This is a genomic window from Novipirellula herctigrandis (assembly GCA_007859835.1).
GTDB classification, from domain to species: domain Bacteria; phylum Planctomycetota; class Planctomycetia; order Pirellulales; family Pirellulaceae; genus Novipirellula_A; species Novipirellula_A herctigrandis.
Genome location: SJPJ01000002.1, coordinates 418294 through 439890, shown reverse-complemented (window position 1 = coordinate 439890; position 21597 = coordinate 418294). Strand labels below are relative to the sequence as shown.

13 protein-coding genes and 1 other RNA gene are annotated in these 21597 nt (G+C 52.8%); 11 read left to right on the top strand and 3 right to left on the bottom strand.

Annotated elements, in window-relative coordinates; all coding sequences use genetic code 11:
- Positions 1-144 precede the first annotated feature (144 nt).
- Positions 145-2166, top strand: coding sequence for an ATP-dependent zinc metalloprotease FtsH (gene ftsH, locus CA13_RS32460; protein ID WP_419195320.1), 2022 nt, complete (start codon positions 145-147; stop codon positions 2164-2166).
- A gap of 15 nt (positions 2167-2181) precedes the next feature.
- On the opposite strand, the gene CA13_RS32455 is transcribed toward ftsH, so the two are convergent.
- Both CA13_RS32455 and CA13_RS32450 read right to left on the bottom strand, forming a co-directional pair.
- Complete coding sequence (locus tag CA13_RS32455) at positions 2182-3435, bottom strand: prepilin peptidase (protein WP_419195255.1); 1254 nt, start codon at positions 3433-3435, stop codon at positions 2182-2184.
- 68 nt (positions 3436-3503) lie between these two features.
- On the bottom strand, positions 3504-4196 hold the full coding sequence (locus tag CA13_RS32450; RefSeq protein WP_146404254.1) for a lysophospholipid acyltransferase family protein: 693 nt from the start codon (positions 4194-4196) through the stop codon (positions 3504-3506).
- Between the two features lie 256 nt (positions 4197-4452).
- On the opposite strand from CA13_RS32450, the gene CA13_RS32445 reads away from it, so the two are divergent.
- The 3 genes from CA13_RS32445 to CA13_RS32435 all read left to right on the top strand — a co-directional run bounded on the left by CA13_RS32445 (position 4453) and on the right by CA13_RS32435 (position 9656).
- Complete coding sequence (locus CA13_RS32445) at positions 4453-6951, top strand: PSD1 and planctomycete cytochrome C domain-containing protein (RefSeq protein ID WP_419195254.1); 2499 nt, start codon at positions 4453-4455, stop codon at positions 6949-6951.
- Positions 6952-6960: 9 nt separating this feature from the next.
- On the top strand, positions 6961-8427 hold the full coding sequence (locus CA13_RS32440) for a DUF1501 domain-containing protein (RefSeq protein WP_146404253.1): 1467 nt from the start codon (positions 6961-6963) through the stop codon (positions 8425-8427).
- A gap of 128 nt (positions 8428-8555) precedes the next feature.
- Positions 8556-9656 (top strand): Gfo/Idh/MocA family protein, encoded by a 1101-nt coding sequence (locus tag CA13_RS32435; protein WP_146404252.1) that lies wholly within the window; start codon positions 8556-8558, stop codon positions 9654-9656.
- 20 nt (positions 9657-9676) lie between these two features.
- Here the strand turns inward: CA13_RS32435 and glf are convergent, their stop codons facing one another.
- Positions 9677-10798: a UDP-galactopyranose mutase gene (glf, locus tag CA13_RS32430; RefSeq protein ID WP_146404251.1), complete on the bottom strand. Its 1122-nt coding sequence runs from the start codon at positions 10796-10798 to the stop codon at positions 9677-9679.
- 272 nt (positions 10799-11070) lie between these two features.
- Here glf and CA13_RS32425 point away from each other — a divergent pair, with 272 nt between their 5' ends.
- From CA13_RS32425 to CA13_RS32395, 7 genes are all read left to right on the top strand, one after another.
- Positions 11071-16806 carry a Calx-beta domain-containing protein gene (locus tag CA13_RS32425; protein ID WP_146404250.1) on the top strand — a complete coding sequence of 1912 codons (5736 nt, stop codon included), beginning with the start codon at positions 11071-11073 and terminating at the stop codon, positions 16804-16806.
- Between the two features lie 367 nt (positions 16807-17173).
- Positions 17174-17680 carry a ferritin gene (locus CA13_RS32420; RefSeq protein ID WP_419195253.1) on the top strand — a complete coding sequence of 169 codons (507 nt, stop codon included), beginning with the start codon at positions 17174-17176 and terminating at the stop codon, positions 17678-17680.
- 65 nt (positions 17681-17745) lie between these two features.
- Complete coding sequence (gene rdgB / locus CA13_RS32415) at positions 17746-18354, top strand: RdgB/HAM1 family non-canonical purine NTP pyrophosphatase (RefSeq protein WP_146404248.1); 609 nt, start codon at positions 17746-17748, stop codon at positions 18352-18354.
- The gene (locus CA13_RS32410) at positions 18351-19082 is read left to right on the top strand and encodes an RluA family pseudouridine synthase (RefSeq protein ID WP_146404247.1); all 732 of its coding nucleotides are present in this window, start codon (positions 18351-18353) and stop codon (positions 19080-19082) included. Before rdgB ends, CA13_RS32410 begins: the two co-directional genes overlap by 4 nt.
- 9 nt (positions 19083-19091) lie before the next feature.
- Complete coding sequence (locus CA13_RS32405; protein WP_146404246.1) at positions 19092-19595, top strand: putative molybdenum carrier protein; 504 nt, start codon at positions 19092-19094, stop codon at positions 19593-19595.
- Positions 19596-19763: 168 nt separating this feature from the next.
- Positions 19764-20141: a transfer-messenger RNA gene (gene ssrA, locus CA13_RS32400) on the top strand.
- 177 nt (positions 20142-20318) lie between these two features.
- Positions 20319-20567, top strand: coding sequence for a helix-turn-helix domain-containing protein (locus tag CA13_RS32395; protein ID WP_146404642.1), 249 nt, complete (start codon positions 20319-20321; stop codon positions 20565-20567).
- Positions 20568-21597: the final 1030 nt, after the last annotated feature.

Here is a 21597-nt window from a genome sequence, read left to right as displayed (position 1 = left end):
GACGATAAACGACGGAAAACGGGCAACGGCGAACCACGTGGTGGTGGCAATATGTGGTTGGTGCTTGCCGCAGTCGTTTCGGCGGTGTTGCTCAGTGCGTTTCTGTTTGGAAATACCGAAAAGCGAGTTCGCTACCCTGATTTGATGGCGTTGTTGGGGAAAGAGGCAGCTTTCCGTAACACGAATGCCCAGAAGGCATCCGGCGAGCCATCCCAGTCGGACGAGCTAGGTTTGTCGGAAGCCTCGTCGAACCAGCCAACTTCTTCAGCTTTGACCGAAACGGCCGAGTCCGTTGACCGCACGATCATCGTCACCTCCATCACGGATCCCGCTCGGAAAATCGAATATAGCCAACCAGATCAGTTGAAGGTCGCCGAGGACATGATCACGGGGACGGTGTTGTTCCGCGAACTCAATGGGTCGAGTCAGAACAAAACTGCGTCTAATGCACCGGTGCGAGTTAAATTCGAGACCGTTCGCACGTATCAAAACGAAACCGAATCGCGTCAACTAGCCGAACTTCTTGATGCGTCTGGCATCGTTTGGGACAATGATCGACCGAGTCGATTTTTCGAAGACCAATGGCCAACGCTGTTGATGATTGGTGTCTTGGTCCTTCTGGGGATCATGATGTTGCGGCGAATCGGCGGCGTGGGCTCGCCGATGTCGTTCTCGCGTAGCCGCGGAAAGTTGTATGACCAAGACGATCTGCCGATTTCGTTTGCCGATGTCGCTGGCATCGAGGAAGCGATTGACGAAGTCCGCGAAGTCGTCGACTTTTTGAAAAACAGCGAAAAGTACCAGGCTCTCGGCGGACGGATTCCCAAAGGGGTCCTACTGGTCGGTCCTCCGGGAACGGGCAAAACGCTTCTAGCCAAAGCAATCGCTGGTGAAGCAGGTGTTCCGTTTTTTAGTCTGTCGGGAAGTGATTTTGTCGAGATGTTTGTTGGCGTTGGTGCGGCTCGTGTTCGTGACATGTTTCAACAAGCGACCAGCCGAGCTCCCTGTATTATCTTTATCGATGAACTCGATGCACTGGGCAAAAGCCGAAGCGGCAGCGTCGTCGGCGGTCACGACGAACGCGAACAAACGCTCAATGCGTTGCTGGTGGAGATGGACGGTTTCGATTCCAATTCGGGTGTCATCATTGTCGCCGCCACCAACCGCCCCGAGACGCTCGACCCGGCGCTGCTGCGTCCCGGTCGATTTGATCGCCATGTTTTGGTCGACCGGCCCGATGTCGGTGGCCGCGAAGAGATATTGAAGGTGCACGTGAAGAATGTGCGGCTCGACGATTCGGTTACCCTCCGCGAAATCGCATCCATTACACCTGGTTTCGTCGGTGCGGACTTAGCGAACCTCGTCAACGAAGCAGCACTCTTGGCCGCTCGCAGTGAAAAGACCACTGTCGGGCTTGAAGAGTTCAACGAAGCGGTCGAGCGAGTGACTGCAGGTTTGGAGAAAAAGAACCGAGTCATGAATGAGGACGAAAAAATCCGCGTTGCCTATCACGAATCGGGACACGCGATCGTCGCCGCTGCATTGCCCAACACCGATCCCGTTCACAAGGTCAGCATCATCCCGCGTGGTTTGGCGGCGCTTGGTTACACGATGCAACGCCCCGAGTCGGAACGCTATTTGATGACCAAGGCAGAATTGGAAAGCAACATGAAAGTGTTGTTGGCCGGCACGTTGACCGAGGAGATGATTTTTCAAGACATCAGCACGGGGGCACAAAATGACTTGGAACGATGTACTGAAATCGCCCGCAGCATGGTGATGGATTATGGAATGAGCCGAATGGGGCGGATTAATTTTCGCCGCAGTTCCCGTTCGGCATTTTTGGCCGGCGGCGGTGGCGATGGCTACCAAATGAACCATAGCGAAGAAATGGCAAAGATGATCGATAAGGAAGTCGCTCGAATCATCGACGATGCGTTGGTGCAAACTCGCGAGATTTTGGAACAGCGCCGTGATGTTTTGGAAGCAGTCACTCAGCGGCTTCTAGAAGTCGAAGCGATCGATAGCGATGAACTAATGCGTTTGGTCAAAGAGAATTCTCGTGGCCCATGGTTAGTCCCCGGAACCGTTAACGAGAAGCCGAAAGCGGTGATTCCTCCCAACCCGGATAACGCCGATAAGGTGGCCGAATCAACGAATGGCTAATCTACGAGTGGCTAATCAATGGCTGAAAATCGCTCGCTTGATGTGTCGCCATACAAACAGCATCGCTCCCATCAAGCCTAGCATCGCAATGCACAGCCAAAGGATGAAACTGCCGAGGAACAATAGATTCGGCAGGAACCATTGGTTCATCACGGCGTTCCAAAAAATCACTGTCAAACAGGTGCCGGCGCACAAGTAGGGTCCAAACGGAACACGTGGCTCGCGAGTCACGATGTATTGCACGATGACGATCGCGATCGCAGCAAAGGGCGATAGAAAGAATGCGATTACCGCTGCTTGCCAACCAATAAACGCGCCGATCATCGCCATCAGTGTTACGTCGCCAAACCCCATCGCTTCGACACCCATCGCGCTCGATGCGATGAGCCGAATGGCCCAAATCACGCCGCCACCAACCGCTAAACCAATTAGCGACGAAAAAAGCCCGTACCAACGCATCCCGCCGAGGCTAAACACAATGGAAATCGCCACGATCCCCACGATCCAAATGGCCACGAGTATTTTCCACGTCCGGTGACGTACCAAGCCGGCGAAAAAAAACTCGATGGCTTTCGTCAAGCCGCGGCGCAAAATCAATCTGCGATCGGCAAGTGCGAAACACCAACCGGTCCAAATCGCCAACCCCGTCATTAGCCCCGTCGAAGACCACCACTTTGGATTCACTTGCCACGGCATTTCGAAGGTTGTCGCCTCAAATGTTGTCGGTGCACCGCCGATCGGCAGCGACGTGGGCATGAATATTCCATAGGAAATGGATGCCAAAATCAAAGCGAAAATCGTCCCTGGGATCGTGATCTCATCCGGGATCGTTTGTTCGTCAAAGTCGATGAATGTTGCTGCGACCATCAACAATAGCAACACGGAATGTGCAAAAAAGATTTGGTGGCCGGGGCGTGCAAACCCGCTTAGCACCGCAGGGATTTGCGCCTCGGCAAGTTGATCAATTGGCAACAAACCGCCGGTTTGCGTTTCAAAAAAATACAGCAGCGGTAAAGTGATTGCCAAGCCAAGTTCAATCAGCAAGGGACGAATCCAGAATCCACGACCATGCAAGGCGGCTTCACGTCGAAGCGAAAACCAACCGATGATCGGGACGCGATCCATTGACCGGCGCGGTGAGCCCTCTTTGGGTGGTGGCGCCCAAGGATCAATCGGACGAGGGAACCAGCACCACGTGTAGATGACGTAATTGGCGATTGCCCCTCCAACAATGCCAAAAAACGCCAAGAGCATCAGCCTTAGCGGCATCGGGAGAGAGATCCAGAAGTTGATCACAAGTTTGCTTTGTCAGGTTTGTTTAGATGAGCCAGCCAACATCACGCCGCTTTCTTTGCCTCACACGGTCGCGCCACCAAATACTTCGCCTCTTCGGGATCGTATGTCTTTTCGAGTCGGTGCAATTCCAATTCGATTCGTAAGGTGAAATCGGCAAGCGTCTCGCCTGGCTTCTCAAATAGCGGTTCGCCAAAATAGGCATCAATTCGCGAAAACGGCAACGGGAATTGTAGACGATCCCAAGTCGTTTTCATAATCCATCGACGCGAAGGAATGATGATGGCCGGAATCGCCGCCGCGCCCGTTTTATTGCTTAACAATGCAATGCCACCCGATACGCGACCGCGCGGACCTTGCGGACCGTCAATCGCTATCGTTGCTACATGCCCCTCGTTGACGTACCGAATCATCTGGTTCAAAGCCGTCGTGCCGCCCTTTCTTGCCCCTCCGCTGCTCCCGCGAACGGGAATGTGACCACATATTCGCAGCAGTGGATCAACCACTTCACCGTCCGCTGACCGCGAAACCATGGCAACGGTTTGTCGCTCACATGCCATCGAACCGGCAATTTGATGAGCGTGTAGGGACGCGTACGCGTGCCCACGCCCGCGAGCATTTAGCTCTTCACGCGGATCATCGTGATAGCAATATCGGCAGGTATGACGCAAAACGGAGATGCAGATTCCAATCGTGCATCCGAGCAGGTAGGCGGCGAACTTCTTCATGGCTGTCATGAAAAACAATCGGATTCAGGGGCGAAATAGCTAGGGGAATGTGAGTCAGGTCGTCGATTTCCCGATTTGGGACCAATGGGATATACGAAGTCTGGCCATCCACGGGAATCCCGATTTTGGCATTCGTGGCCGTTCCTTTCGAACGGAGACGCGATTTTTTTGCGGACGAGGCCTTTTCGGCTTGGTATCCTAAATCGGCACCACAAATGAAAACCGCCCCCCCCACCTGTTCCGCCTTGGGTTCACCGTCGCCTAGATGACCATGCTATTACCCTTCCGCTCGTTTCGCACCAACACCTCAGCAGCGGCATCTTGCCTGTTTTTCCTCGGCTGCCTAGTTGGTTGTTTGATTGCCGCCGTTTGCTGTGTCGGCGTCGTGCATGCTGAGCAGATTCAATTTGGATCGGACATTCAACCGATTTTGGCCAAGCACTGTTTGGTTTGTCACGGGCCGGACGAATCCGAAGCGGGCGTTTCGTTTGCCGATTTTGAATCCGCAACGGCCGAAACCGACTCGGGTGACTATGCAATCGTGCCTGGCGATGTCGAGGCAAGTGCTTTGATCGCTCGCGTTACGTCTGACGATCTGTATGAGCAAATGCCACCCGAAGGAGACCGGCTCTCACAATCGGAGATCGAACTACTGAGAAATTGGATCGACGAGGGAGCCAAATGGAACAAGCATTGGGCGTTTCAGCCGATGCAAAATCCAAAGCCGCCATCGGTCGACAATCCTCGGTGGAGCGAAAATCCGATCGATGCCTTCGTCTACCAATCGCTCGGCGAAGTGGACCTAACGCCCAACCCGCCTGCCGATCGCCGTGTCATGATCCGGCGTGCCTACTACGACTTGACCGGATTGCCGCCATCGCCTGAACAAGTCGATGATTTTATCGCTGACCCCAATCCGAACGCTCACCAAACGATGGTTGACCGTTTGCTCGATTCGCCCCACTATGGCGAACGGTGGGGACGCCATTGGCTAGACCTTGTGCATTACGGCGAAACGAATTCGTTCGAGCGAGACAATCCGAAACCAAACGCGTACAAGTATCGTGATTACGTCATTCGGTCGTTCAACAATAACAAACCATACGACCAATTTGTCCGCGAACAACTTGCTGGCGACGAACTTGATTCGGTGACCACCGAAACGTTGACGGCGACCGGTTACTATCGGCTCGGTATTTGGGACGATGAACCGGCCGACCCATTGCAAGCTCGTTTTGACGAGCTGGACGATTTGATCACCACGACCGGTCAAGCCTTCCTTGGGCTGACGATCAATTGTGCGCGTTGTCATGATCACAAGATCGATCCGATCCCGCAAACCGATTATTACAGCATGTTGGCGTTCTTCGAAGATGTCACTCGCTATGGGCATCGTGGCGATCAGGTTTCCAACCATCAAATCGACGTCTCGTCGGATGAGCTAAATACGCAATACCATCAGGCCGACTTGGAAAAGCAGCGACTTGATTCGGAGATGCGCGAAATCGAGCAAGCGGGAATTGCCAAGATGGCGGCAGTGGATCAACGCGCCACCGAAGGCAACCAAGCGGAACGACGACGAGTTCTCAAAGAGCAACTACACCAAAATTTGACGGCCGAGCAACAAATTCGCTATGACGCACTTCGTGACGATTCGAAACAATTGCGTGCGAAGACCCAATCGCTGCCGCCTCGCGAAATTGTAATGGGGTTGGCCCGCTACATCGAAAAATCTGTTAAGACATTCGTCTTGTTTCGAGGCAACCCGCATTCGCCGGCGGATCAAGTTACTCCGTCGTTTCCTGAGATTTTTGAGGACGGGCCACTCGAACTTGACAGCGGTGAGATTGTTTTTCGACGCACCGATGCGTTTGGCAATAAGTCATGGGGCCGACGCCGCACCCTCGCCGATTGGATTGCGAAAAATGACAACCGTTTGACAGCTCGCGTGATGGTGAACCGCATTTGGCAATTCCATTTCGGTCGTGGGATCGTCCGCAGTAGCAATAATTTCGGACGGTTGGGAACACCGCCCACGCATCCAAAATTGCTTGATTGGTTGGCGCTCGAATTCATCCGCTATGGTTGGGACATCAAGTCGATGCATCGGCTGATGATGAACAGTCAAACGTATCAGATGACATCCGCGACAACGGACGAGGGCAACCAACGTGACCCAGACAATGATCTGTTTTGGCGGTTTGATTCAAGGCGGTTGAGTGCCGAGGAAGTTCGCGATTCGATCTTGGCCGTCAATGGTTCGTTGAATCGAACGGTCTATGGCCCAAGTTTCTACGAGAAGTTATCCGACGAAGTGCTCGCCGGACAATCAAGGCCCGGTTACGGTTGGGGTGACTCGTCGCCGGATGACCAAAATCGACGCAGCATCTACATTCACGTCAAACGTTCGTTGCTGACGCCAATATTGACGGCATTCGATTTTCCTGATCCCGATTTGACGTGCGAAGCAAGGTTCACAACGTTGCAGCCTGGGCAAGCGTTGTCGCTTCTCAATAGTGACTTCATTCATGAGCAAGCTCGTCGGTTAGCAAAATCGGTTGACGTCCAAGCAGTTTCGAATGACGAAGTAGTTCGGCGGACGATCCGACGCGTGTTAGGTCGTGATGCAACCGATGCTGAAGTTGGTGACGGATGCGATTTGATCGAAACGCTGAGTGCAAACGAGGCGATCGATCGGACTCGGGCGGCAGAGTTGTATACGCTTAGCGTGATGAATTGGAATGAATTTTTGTTTGTGGATTAAGGATACGCGATGACTCACAAAAAGAACTTTTGTAATCGAACACGCCGTGAATTTCTCTGGCAAACCGGCGGCGGTTTTGGTGCTGCGGCGCTGAGTTCGATGCTCACCCGCGAGGGGTTCTTTGCATCTGCGTCTGCTGCTGGACAAACACCCACAACGGAATTTGTGAATCCGCTTGCCGCGAAGTCGCCCCATTTTGATCCCAAAGCGAAATCCGTGATCTTTTTGTTCATGTACGGCGGACCAAGTCACATCGATACGTTTGACTACAAACCTAGCATGACGGGGATGGACGGCAAAACGGTGGACGTCACAACCTTTGGTCGCGGTGGCCATAAAGCGGGTGGCCGAATCGTCGAACCACGCTGGAAATTCAAACCGTATGGCCAATGTGGAAAACACATTAGTTCGCTGTTTCCCCACCTCGGTAAGCATGTCGACGATATTGCGTTTTTGCACTCGATGACGGCGGATTCACCGATTCATGGTTCCGCAATGTTGATGATGAACAGTGGCCGAATCCTGTCGGGGAATCCAGCGCTTGGGTCATGGTTGACTTACGGTTTGGGAAGCGAGAATGAGAATTTGCCAGGTTTTGTCGTGATGCTCGACCCCAGTGGTGGTCCGATTAGCGGGGCGAAAAATTGGAACAGCGGCTACATGCCGGCGACGTACCAAGGTAATGTTTTCCGCAGTAGTGGTGCACCGATCTTGGATTTGGCACCGCCGAGCGATCTTCCCAGTGAAGTTCAACGTCAATTGATCGATTCGATTCAAAATGCGAATAACCGCCATTTGGCTTCGCGACCAGGCAACGATGATTTGTCCTCGCGAATCGCGAGCTATGAGTTGGCGTATAGGATGCAGTCGCACGCACCTGAGTCGGTTGACTTGAGCCAAGAAGACGCGTCGACGCGAGAATTGTACGGTGTCGACAAAGAACCAACTTCCGATTTTGGAAAACGATGCCTGATCGCTCGCCGGTTAGTAGAACGGGGCGTGCGATTCGTTCAATTGTACAGTGGCGGCTCACACAATGATGCTAACTGGGACGCTCATGGTGACCTCGAACAGAACCATAACAAACACGCCGGCGAGACCGATCAACCGATCGCCGCATTGCTAACAGACCTGAAACGGCGCGGCATGCTGGACGAAACGTTGGTCGTTTGGGGAGGTGAGTTCGGTCGCCAACCGACCGCCGAATACGCGAAAGGAACTGGCCGTGATCACAACGCGTATGGGTTTACCATGTGGATGGCGGGTGGTGGCATCAAAGGTGGTATTAGCTACGGTACAACGGACGAGCTCGGGTCGCGGGCAGTGGAAAAACCGCTCGAAGTGAAGAACTTACACGCTACGATTCTGCATCAGATGGGGATGGATCCGAATCAATTGTCCTATTTCTACGGTGGCTTGGATCAAAAACTTGTCGGCGTCGAACACGTTGAGCCAATACACGAAATCATCGCGTAAGCGATCCGTTGAACTCGTTTGAGAAGTAGGTGTCGTCGCCCAACGGTGGTTTGCGGCGAATCCACCTACGGTCGAGCGTCGCCATTTTCTTAGAGTTACTCTCCCGCACCCTCAAACCACAAACATTCATGACGAACTCAATTTGCAGATGGGGATTTCTTGGTAGCGCCGCGATTGCTCGGAAAAATTGGAAAGCGGTGCACTTGAGCGGTAACGGACGCGTTGCGGCGGTCGCCAGTCGTTCGGTTGCACGGGCCAAGAAATTCATTGATGAATGTTCCGCTGAGGTTCCTCCGAGCGAACCAACGATTGCGATGGAGTCGTATCGGAAATTGATAGAAAGCCCGAATATCGATGCTGTCTATGTTCCTCTGCCAACCGGAATCCGCAAGCCTTGGGTTATCGCAGCGGCTGAGGCAGGCAAGCATGTTCTCTGTGAAAAGCCGATCGCGATCAACGCCGACGAAGCTCGCGAAATGATCGATGCCTGTGCGGCGTCCAATGTGCAATTCATGGACGGCGTGATGTTTGATCACGGTGAGCGTATTCAGACGGTTTGCAATGAACTAATCGACCAAAAGTCGATAGGAACGCTACGCCGGATTCATTCGCATTTTTCATTCCCAAGTGATGATGCTTTCGCCGAGTCGAATATTCGTGCTAACCGTGAACTCGAACCGCACGGATGTTTGGGCGACCTTGGTTGGTATTGCATTCGTTTTTCGCTGTGGCTAGCCGGTTTGGAATTGCCTCGTTACGTTTCGGCTCGGACATTAGAATCACTCGGTGAAGATCCAGTGCCCGGCGAATTTTCGGGAGAGCTGTTTTTCGCAAACGGTTTGTCGGCGACGTTCTATTGTTCGTTCCTTTCGGGCAACCAGCAAACGGCCATTGTTTCCGGTTCGGATGGCTTTTTGACGATCGATGATTTTGTGCTGCCGTTTCTCGACGGGCAAACGCATTGGGCAACCCACAAACACGACCTGCAAATCGATAATTGCCGATGGAATTTTCGCAAACGGACAAGCGATGAATCGGCAGATGAGTACGCAGCGGGAGAATCCAATGCGCAAGAAGTCAACATGGTGCGTCGGTTAGCAGCCGCCGCGATCGAGAACAAGGTTGACACGCGTTTCAGTGAGTTAGCACTGAAAACACAGATGATTCTCGACGCCTGTCGAAGAAGCGCCATCGCCGACGGCGAACGGGTATCCGTTCCGCCGCTATAGTGACGTTGGTTTCCCCGAGCTCACGCAGCTCGTTTCAGCGGGATGGTATCGGAGGTGCTTTGGAGTTGCTGCTTGGCGAGATGGAGTGCCGAAGCGACGACTTGGTGCATGTCGTAATAGCGGTACGTCGCCAACCGTCCTCCAATCAAATAGTTTTTCGGTACCATCGCCGCGTAGCGTTTTTGTAGCGACTCACCTGCTTCGTTATTCACAGGGTAATACATTTCGTCGCCGACCGACCAATCCGACGGGAATTCGTGAGTGATCACGGTGTGGTCACGTTCCACCGGGTCGAAATGTTTGTGTTCGACACATCGCGTGTGCGGCACATCGGCATCGGTGTAATTGATCGCCGCGATTCCTTGATAATCAGGCTCGCTGATGACTTGATGTTTGAACTGCAGTCCTCGCCAATCGTTCGCGCCAAGTTCATACTCAAACAACCGATCGAGTGGTCCGGTATAGACGATCTTGCGAGCGATCGATTCAAACCGTTCGCGGTCGGCAAGAAAGTCGGCTTCGGTTTCGACGGGGATGTTCTCAAGCAGTGCTTTAAATAACGCGGTGTAGCCACCAATCGGGATGCCGCAATACGCGTCGTTAAAATAGTCGTCGTTCCATGTCAACCGGATCGGCAAGCGACGGATAATCGACGTCGGTAATTCTTTGGGGTCGCGACCCCATTGTTTTTTGGTGTAGCCGTACACGAATGTCTCGTACAGTTGGCGGCCCACTTGCGACAGAGCCCACTCTTCTAAATTGGAAGGACGTTCGATCGCGACTCGCTCGGATTCCAGTCGAGCTTTCGCTTCCTGAGGTGTCGTGACTCCCCACATTTGGTAAAGAGTGGTCAAATTGATCGGGAACGAATACATCGTCCCTCGGTAGTTTACCTTGGGCCGATAGCTGAATCGGCTGAACCGAGCAAAGCGGTTGACGTATTGCCAAACGGCATCGTCATTGGTGTGGAAAATATGAGGGCCGTATTGGTGGACATGAACACCGCCAACATCCTTGGTGTAGCAATTTCCAGCGATGTGATTGCGTTTCTCGATAATCAGGCATTTTGCCCCAGCGTCGCACATTTGCCGGGCAAAAACGGCTCCGAACAGGCCGGCACCGACAATCACATAGTCATACATACTCGAGCCATCCCTGCGAGTTTGGTGGAAAAGTGTTAGTAGGAAAGCACCTCGGCGACAGGATCTGCCTGTAATGATTGTCCTGACGCTTTCGGATAGGTCGTCTGAAACGATGACAGCACTCTATCAAATTGCTTGACTTTCCGTCATCAGCAATTTTTGCTGGTCGCTTTTCGGGAAGGAGTTACAATCATCAATACCCTTGGAGCCGTTGAATTGCTCCAAATCTGACTTCCATGATACGCATCTTTTGACTTTTGGAGCGAATTCCGATGCTTCCCCCAAAACATCGCCGCACACGGTCTAGGCATCCGTCGCTGTCGAAACGACGAAAACGATTGTCCTGGAACGTTACCAGTCTAGAACAACGACTGCTGCTCGCTGCGGATGCCGGTGTGGCGTTTGACGGGCCCATTGCGACCGACCAAGCAGCCGAAGTGGGGCCCGAAAATGTCGCAAATTCATCCCAACAGGACGCTGCTATTACCGAAGCCGTCAATGGCATCGTCTTTATCGATTCCGATGTGACCGATGCGGATATGCTCAGCCAAGCATCCGACGCTGCCGAAGTCGTTTTGCTCGACGCCGACCGCGATGCGATTACGCAAATCACGGAAACGCTTTCCCGACGGAAGAACGTCGCGTCGATTCACATCGTGTCGCATGGACAAGCAGGCCAAATGAAATTGTCGGGGAAAATCATTGATTCGAATGTTGTCGACGCTCGTGGTGCCGACCTCGCCAAATGGTCCTTTGCCCTGTCGCCTGATGCGGACATCTTGCTCTACGGATGCGAAGTCGGCGCAGGATCGTCCGGTAGTATGCTTCTTCAATCGTTATCCGATTTGACCGGTGCCGATGTAGCTGCATCGATCGACGTGAGTGGATCAAAAATCACCGGTGCGAACTGGGAATTAGAAAAATCAATCGGTCGCATCGAAGCGGGATTGGCATTCGAAATCACCGTGTTGAACCGGTATCAAGATACGCTTGCAGTGGGTGATGAATTTCAATACACCGGTTTCAGCGATTCTGACCCGATTAGTCTCAATGGCAACGCCTCATTCACTGGCGGCAAATTGGAATTGACTTCCGATGGCCTTTATCAAGCCGGGTCGGCGTTCTCGAACTCCTCCATCGCCATCGATAGTAGTACGTCGTTCCAAACAAGTTTCGCGTTCGAAATGAATGGCGGGATGGGACAACGAGGGGCGGATGGTTTGACATTCCTGTTGCAAAATTCTTCCACTGGTCTCAATGCGTTAGGGGATATCGGTGGCTTGCTTGGCTATGACGGCATTGCCAACAGCGTTGCGATCGAGCTCGATACTTGGCGAAATCCCTGGGACCAATTTGGTGACGAAATCGCGGTTTCCGTCAATGGCGATAGCCTCGGTCAAATCGCAGCTGCACCATCGCCCATTAACTTGAACTCGGGCGCCGTCAACTATGCTTGGATCGACTACAACGGCGAAACGAACCAATTGTCGGTGTACGTTTCCGATGTCAATGCGAGACCCGGCGCCGCATCACTGACGACCAACATCGACCTAAGTGCTTACCTGGGCGATGAAGCTTTCGTGGGGTTTACGGCTGGAAATTACGAAGTCCCGAACGCTCATCGTATCTTGTCTTGGTCGATGAACACGGATGATCCTAGCGATCCGAACACCGATCCCGGGACGTTTGCGATCGACAACTCACAGGTCACGGTTGACGAAGATGCAGGCGAAGCGGTGGTCGGAATTGTCCGCACCAGCGATGCTTCGGAGGCGGCGTCGATCCGGTATGAAACCACGAATCAGTCGGCGGTTGCAGGTAGTGACTACTCCCAGCGATCCGGTGTCGTTAACTTTAGCCAAGGCCAAACGTATGCTGAAGTGGCCATTCCTATTCTGAATGACAGTGTGGAAGAAGATACCGAGACGTTCCGTGTGACGCTCAGCAATCCCGTTAACGCTGACCTGTTAAATGCCAACATTGCGACCGTGACGATCCGGGATAACGACACTCAAGCCATTGAAGGAGATATCCAATTCGCAAGCTTCAGCAGTTCTGATCCCATCAACCTCAATGGCAATGCAGCGATTGCCGGCGGCAAATTGCAATTGACGTCCGATGATGCCTATCAAGCCGGTTCGGCATTCTTGAATTCGCCAATTGAAGTCGATAGTCGTTCATCGTTCCAAACGAGTTTCGCGTTCGAGATGAACGGCGGTGCGGGACAAGGCGGTGCGGATGGTTTGACATTCCTGTTGCAAAGTTCCCCCAGTGGACCGAATGCGCTTGGTGCTATCGGTGGCTTGCTTGGCTATGACGGGATCACCAACAGCGTTACGATTGAATTCGATACTTGGAATAATCCCTGGGACCAATTTGGTGACGAAATCGCGGTTTCCGTTAACGGCAATAGCCAAAACCAAATCGCCGCCGCTCCTGCGCCCATCAATTTGAACTCTGGTGCTGTAAACTTTGCATGGATCGACTACGACGGCGAAACGAATCGTTTGTCCGTTTACGTTTCGGCAATCAATGCCAAACCCGGTGCGCCAACGTTAACGACCAATGTCGATCTGAGTGCTTTTCTAGGAGACCAAGCCTATGTGGGTTTCTCGGCCGGTAACTATGCGCTACCCAATGCCCATCGCATTTTGTCATGGACGATGAACACTCAGCCTGGCGTTCCAAACAACACACCCGGAACTTTCAATCTTGAGTCGAGCCAAGTCACGGTCAACGAAAACGCGGGCGAAGTGGTGCTTCGGGTATTGAGAACCGGGGACGTTTCCGCCCCAGCTTCGATCTACTACCAAACCGCCAACCAATCCGCCGTGACCGGTAGCGACTATTCGCAACGATCGGATACTGTGAACTTTGCCGCGGGTCAAACGGTTGCCGAAATCTCCATTCCGATTATCAACGACAATGCCGATGAAGGCGACGAAACGTTTCGGGTCACGCTCAGCAACGCCGTGGGGGCGAATCTTGGTTCGACAGAAACGACCATCGTGACGATACGTGACGACGATGACACTTCGCCGCCCCAAACTGGATCACCCGATTTTGGTAGCTTCGCCACGAATGATCCGATCAACGTCAACGGAAACGCGTCAATCAATGGCGGAAAACTCGAACTCACCTCGACTGGAACCTATCAAGCAGGCTCAGCCTATTTTGATTCGCCAATGTTTTTCGGCAGTGATACCTCATTCACAACCAATTTCGCGTTCGAGATGGCCGGTGGGCCGGGGGCGGGTGGCGCCGATGGATTGACGTTCATCCTGCAAAGTTCCCCGAGCGGCGCATCCGCACTGGGACAAATTGGCGGCGCGCTCGGTTACGGTGGAATCACCAATAGCGTCGCGATTGAATTGGATACTTGGAATAACGGTTGGGACCAATTTGGTGATGAAATCGCGGTTGCAGTCAACGGCGATTTTGGCGGTCAAGTCGCCTCGTCACCATCACCAATCAACTTGAATTCCGGCGCCGTCAATTATGCGTGGATTGACTACGACGGTGAATCAAACCGATTGTCGGTTTATGTTGCCGCGACAAACTCGAAACCGGGTGCCGCAGCATTAACGACCAACATCGATTTAAGTGCCTTTGTTGGCAACCAAGTTTATGCTGGCTTTACCGCAGGTAACTATGCGTTGCCCAATGCTCATCGCATTTTGTCGTGGTCGATGGAAACCGATGATCCAACGTCGGGACCTGCGACGTTCCGCCTTGAATCGATTCAAAAGACCTTTAGCGAAACCGCTGGTGAAGCCGTCATCACCATTTTGCGAACTGGTGACGCGACTGGGGCCGCCTCGATTAATTATCAAACCTATGATCAAACTGCCGTTGATGGCGACGATTACTCACGCCGCAGTGGACTCGTTAGCTTTAACGATGGGCAACGTGAAGCTCAAGTAGTGATCCCAATCCTCGACGATGGCCTCGAAGAAGGCGTGGAATCGTTCAGCATCACGATTGACAATCCGGTGAACGCGGAACTTGGTGCACCACGGACGACCACCATCACGATTCTTGATGACGAGCAAGCACTGCCTAATTTCCCGAGCTTCGTCGGAACCGATTTGATTGACACCAATGGCGGCGCATCGGTCACCGGGGGGAAGCTGCAAATCATTTCTGACGCTCCCTTCCAAGCCGGTTCGGCTTTCTACACGACTCCGATCGACGTGACGAGTACCAGTTCCTTTCAAACCAGTTTTGATTTTGAGATGAACGGTGGCTCGGGGACCGGCGGTGCAGATGGCCTCGCGTTTGTGCTTCAGAACTCGGCCGCAGGTACCGGCGCGATCGGCCAAAACGCATTCGGAATGGGCTATGTCGGAATCGGCAACAGCGTCGCTATCGAACTCGATACTTGGCGCAACGATGGCGATAAGTATAAGGACGAAATCGCAGTGGTCACCGACGGTGTCTTCCAAAACCACGTCGCCCAAGCACGCTCGCCGATCAATCTCAATGGTGGCGGTGTCTATCATGCATGGGTCGACTACAACGGCGAAAGCAATGTGTTGGCCGTTTACATTTCAGAGGCTAACGACAAACCTACTTTGGCGACATTGAAAACGACGATCGAGCTAGACAAAATCGTCGGCAACCAGATGTTCGTCGGTTTCACCGCCGGCAGCTGGGATCAACCCAATGCCCATCGTATCTCATCATGGTGGATGGACACGGAGGCTCCCGCACTCGATCCGCCCGTGTTGCCATCAGGCGAATTGCGAACCGAAATTGTTCAGCGTGGCTTGATCGCACCGACCGCGATCGCATGGTCCGCTGACGGACGAAACACCTACGTTGCGGAAAAGGGTGGCGTTGTCAAAGTCATTCGCGATGGCCAATTGATATCTTCACCGGTGATCGATATTTCTGCGATCGTCAACAACTTTTCTGACCGTGGATTGTTGGATGTCGCCATCAACCCCGATCTCGATAGTGACCCCTACATGTACGTTCTCTACACGTACGATCCGCCCGAAGTATGGAATTACGTCGGTAATGAATATGCCGGCCCGGATCAAAGGGGGAACCGTGCCGGTCGGCTCGTCCGATACACGCTTGATTCCGCGACCGACTACACGACCGTCGTCCAAGGTTCCGAATATATTATGCTTGGTACTGCTAGCATCTGGCAGAATTTCAACGGGTTCACCAATAGTGTGGTCGTGATTTCGGAGCCAGCCGCAGGGCAATATCCTGATGGATCGTACATGCGTGACTTCATCAATAGCGATTCGACCACCCATACGATCGCGTCACTCGAATTTGCACCTGACGGTAATCTCCTCGTTTCGATCGGGGACGGTGGTAGTTACAACCAAATGGACCCGAGAGTCGTGCGGGTCCAAGACATTGATAGTTTGTCGGGTAAAGTGCTTCGGATTGATCCAATCACTGGGCAAGGGGTTTCGGACAATCCGTTCTTCAGCGGGGACGCCGATGCAAACCGTTCAAAGGTTTACCAACTTGGCCTTCGCAACCCCTTCCGAATCGCTGTGGATGATGTCACAGGGCGACTTTTTATCGGCGACGTAGGTTGGACGCGGTGGGAAGAAATTAACACTGCCGATGCCGGAGCGAATTTCGGTTGGCCCTATTTTGAAGGGGGGCAAGGTGTGAACATTGTCACCCCCAGTGGCTATATCAATTTGCCTGCTGGTCAAGAATTCCTTAGCAGCGGAGCCGAGGCGACGCCCGCAATTATTGCGCTTAGCCACACCGCCGACGGAATCGACGCGATCATCATGGGGGATGTTATCCGCGGCGGTAATCTAGGGCTGCTCTACGAAGGCGATATTTTGTTCAATTCGTTGGGGCAAGGAATTGTACGCCGAGCTTCGGTAAACGCGGATGGCCAAGTCACGGATGTTCAAACTTTTGCCACCGGAGCGAACTATGTCGTCGACATTCGTCAAGGACCTGACGGCGAAATGTACTTCGTCGATTTGGCCGATGGACAAATTGGGCGTTGGTCGGTGGTGTAGTGGAGGTGGTGTAGTGGAGGTGGTGTAGTTAATCCGCGGACGTAAATCCTCTAATCGATTGGCACACGGTTTGATTGTCCGAGACAACCTCATCACATCGTAGGCACTCTTTCGTAGCACGCGGCATGGGGCGGGAACGCCCGATTGTCGCGTAAGGGTTGCCGATTGCGAATACTAATTCGGAGCGATCGATGCGAATCGTGCCGGTTTAGGTCACTTCGGGCTCCCAGGCTGACCGTAACTTGCTCCCCCCCTTGCCACCGGCCGATTGATTTACTATCGAAGAGCATCGAAGGCGGTACTACCTATTTCAAAACGCAAAATGATTCTTGCGTTGCCACCTCGGAATTAGAAAAGGGAAACGATCGTGAACAAAGAAATCGAAGCTGCATTCAACGACCATCTCAACGCTGAGCTTTACTCCTCCTATCTCTATCTTTCGATGAGCAACTACTTTGCTGCCGAAAGTCTCGATGGCATGACGAGTTGGATGCGAATCCAAGCCGACGAAGAACACGTCCATGGAATGAAGTTCATCGATTTCATCAATGAGCGAAATGGCCGTGTTGTCCTACAACAAATTGATACGCCGAAAATCGAGTGGTCCAAACCGCTTGATGCATTTGAAGAAGCGTACGAGCATGAATGCCTGATCAGTAGCAAGATCAATACGCTTGTCGACTTGGCCGCCAAGCATAGTGACCACGCTGTGATCGCGTTTTTACAGTGGTTCATCAATGAGCAAGTGGAAGAAGAAGCTACCGCGATGGCGATCGTCGACAAGTTGAAAATGATCGGCGACAACCCAATGGGGTTGTTTATGATTGATCAACAACTCAGTGAACGTACCGCTGAAGCCCCAGAAGCAACTTAAGTATCGCTCAACACGACCTCTCTGCTTTCTTGGTGCCTATTCAATTTCTTTGTGACTGATTCCCCATGTTCGAACTTGTGGTTGGCACCGGTAACGCCAAAAAACTCATTGAGCTACGCCTACTGCTTCCCGAGGACGTGATTCGTTTGCAGTCGCTTGCTGAAATCAATGGATCGATTGACGTCGAAGAAACCGGCCAAACATTTGCCGAGAATGCAGCGATCAAAGCGACCGAGCAAGCCAAACATCTCGGTCGCTGGGTCGTCGCCGAAGACAGTGGATTGACGGTGGACGCACTTCGAGGAAAACCGGGCGTCTACTCTGCTCGCTACGCGGGAACACACGGCGACGACGAAGCGAATAACGACAAACTGCTTGAGGAACTGAAAGACGTTCCGGACGAAAAGCGAACGGCTCAATTCAACAGCTACCTTTGTTTGTCAGACCCTCAAGGCAACGTTCGGCTCGAAGAACACGCCCGATGTAGCGGGCGAATTGCTCATCACCGTCAAGGTACCGCAGGGTTTGGCTACGACCCGCTCTTTATCATCCGCGAATACCATCGCACATTCGGTGATCTCGATTTGGCCGTCAAGCGAGCGATCAGCCACCGCTCGCGAGCGCTGCGGAAATTCGTACCGAAACTGCTGAGCTTGGTAGAATCGGTCGAATGAGTTCGATCGACATTCTCTTTGAAGATAACCATCTATTGGTTGTCAACAAACCGCCTGGGCTCGCCACGATGGGAGCCGAATCGGGCGAAACAACGCTGCACGCTCTTGGTGCTGAGTACCTACGGACGCGTTACAACAAACCGGGGCGAGCATTTTTGGGGATTGTCAGCCGACTTGATGCAATGACCAGTGGGGTGATTGTGATGGCCAAGACTAGCAAAGCGGCATCGCGGTTGACGCCTCAATTCGCACAAAAGGGAAACGATCACGCAAAGAAGCTCTACTTAGCTGTTCTAGAAGGTCAATTCAATCACGAACCGGGCGAGCTTGTAAATTTCGTCCGCAAAGACGACAAAGCGAAGCGAATGCGAGTTTGCGGAGAGCGGGCCGAGGGGGCACAATTGGCTCGGCTGCGTTTCGCGAAAATTGCCCAATCCGATCAAGCCACGCTGATCGCGGTCGAATTGTTGACCGGCCGCAAGCATCAAATCCGGGTTCAATTCGCAGAGCGAGGGTTCCCGATTTGGGCAGACCGAAAATACGGCGGACAGCATTCGCTCCGTGACGGTATTGGATTACATAGCCTGCAATTGGGGATCACCCATCCGACGCTTCGTACGGCAATGGTTTGGCGGGCTCCTGTGCCCCGATCATGGCGTACGTTTGGTAAACTGATACCATCAAAAAACCAAATCGAGCAGCAAATAGCGGACTTGTTTTCAACTTAGCGGATTCCTATGACGGATCGTTCGACAGACCTGAATTCGACGTTTCTGCCGAGCAAACTTGTTTCGGGAGGCCAAACGGGTGTGGACCGTGCTGGGTTGGACGCCGCGATTGCACTTGGGATCGAACATGGCGGATGGTGTCCATCCGGTCGGTTGGCCGAAGATGGCACGGTGCCAAGCCGCTACGAATTGACGGAAACGGCATCGCGAGACTACCCGGTGCGAACGGAATGGAATGTCCGCGACAGTGACGCGACTTTGATTCTATACGAGAAGAAACTTTCGGGCGGAACGCTACTGACCCAGCGGCTTTGTAGGCGTCTCGACAAAGAGTGCATGTTGGCGAGGCTCGACCGCGACGACGTTGACTTGACTCGACATTGGCTCGCTAGCCTTCGGCCGGCCGTCCTCAATATCGCCGGACCAAGGCAAAGCACTGCACCGGGGATCGACAAGCGGTCCTTTGAGTTTTTGATGAAAGTGTTTGCCATTCGCTCAACAGGTCAAAAGTAGGCTGGACTGGCCAACGGGATTTTCGGCTTGATGCGCAGCCGGTTTTGACTCGCTTCACGCCTACACGGATTCAACCAAACCAACTTGTCAATTCGCCCGTAGACCCTATACTAGACTTAGGGTGTGGTTTCGGCCATTTCCTATTCCATGTTCCCCCATTTGCAGCTCGGGGGCGATTTGGATTCGACCGGATGAATAGAAGCATGGCTTGCGTGTCGTGGTTGATCAGTTGGCCACGTAAAAAGCTGATCACAATTTTTAATTGCTAACGAAAGTTTCGCAATGGCCGCCTAAGAACAGGTAGCCCGGACTGATGGGGACCGCCAGAGTCGCCTGAATGTCCGTCACAATTCTGGATCGCCCACTGTCCTACTCGAGACGTAGCGGGTTAAAAAAGATTCGAGTTAGCGGAGTGCGGAACCTGTCAAACAGTGCCGTATGAAGCGAACAGGTTTCTTCGAGAAACTATAAATAGTTTGACTACACACGTAGACGGTCCTGTGGATGCATCGCGGGACGCGGGTTCAATTCCCGCCGCCTCCATCCTTGAAAAGGCTGCTTTCCAACTCGGAAAGCAGCCTTTTTCTATGTGAAAATGGCAATTGCGGACTCACATTTAGACCGTCAAAGTTCTCGCCATGGCTTCATTTTGTTGACTTTCAGGGGTCGCAATGTTGACTTTGGCCTTTTCGGGTCGTCGCAGAACGGGTGTCGTAGGCCGTAATTCAACATTCATGGGAGAAGCTTTTTGCGGCACAAAGAGCATATGGGGAAGCAGTTCGCCCACTTCTGAAGACGAAACGTCCGCCGTTTGAGCAGCCACCCAAAAACTACATTGGTAAAAGAGCCGAGCAGATTCTGGAGCAGTTCAAACAAGGCATTCCAGTGCAGCAGATTTCTCGGGACTTGGGAGTTCATCCGATGACGGTTTGTCGCCACGTCGATCGAGCCGGTTTGCGAGATGGGTCTTAAGTGGCGTGCCTGCGTTTTCATCGTACTGCCTAAGAAGTCAAACCTTGAAAAAATCCAATCGCACTTAACTGGCGCTGATGGTGATCGTACAATGATGATGTATTGGGATGAGCTTGTTAGCTCTAGGGCTTCCGCTTCGCCAGCGGTTGCAACAAATGGCAGAAACCGGCGCTGAGCCTGTAAGATGCGTGCGACGGACTTGTGAGTCCGTCCATATCGCCGCCATCCTGTGAATAGGGTGAAACCCAACCCCCGTTGTTGGCTCCAACAACGAGGGTATTTTCATGCGTCTGAAGCTCTTTACATTCCGTTCATTGAGGGAATGCGAATCCCCGCCAAGCTGTTGGCATGTTGCACCTGCAAAGTGCAAAGCCGATTCCGCTCACATTCTCAATCTACGCAACGAGAAATCAAAGCTGGTTCACGATGGTGTGCTTCGACAGGATCGCTGCGCTCACCTCCGCTACGTTGCACACAACGACGAATACCTCCAGGGTAAAGGTTGTGTCAGATTAAGTCATGACTACTGCATCACATCCGATACGACCGTGGTTTTCACAATGACGATTTTCTGGCCTTGCTCTGCCGTTCATGTTTTCTCTGGTGATGAACCAGAACATCTTGATGATGATCATCCGAAGAAGCAGAGATTGTCTGAGATTGCTCGACTTGCCCGCTGCCTTGGCAAAAGGGCTCAGTCGGGCTCGTAGAACATCACGTCCAAGAAGGCCGCACGGCCACGCCAGATTCGTTTCTGGTGTGGATCGTGGGGCTCTGGTGCATTCCACCAGTTCGAGTCCATGAGACGTGCGACGACGAGGCCCCAGTAAGTGTCAGCGGCTACGACGAAGACCAGAGGTTTACACGTCTCGCTGTTCACCCACTCACGGACGATGAACTTCTCTTTCCCCTTTAGTGGTGTTGGTTGGGGACGTCGAAAGGCACGTCCACAGACGTGTCTACAAACAAAAATGCACCAGCAGTATGGAATCCGGACCACAACCAATTGGAGAACAAAGAGCCATGTGAG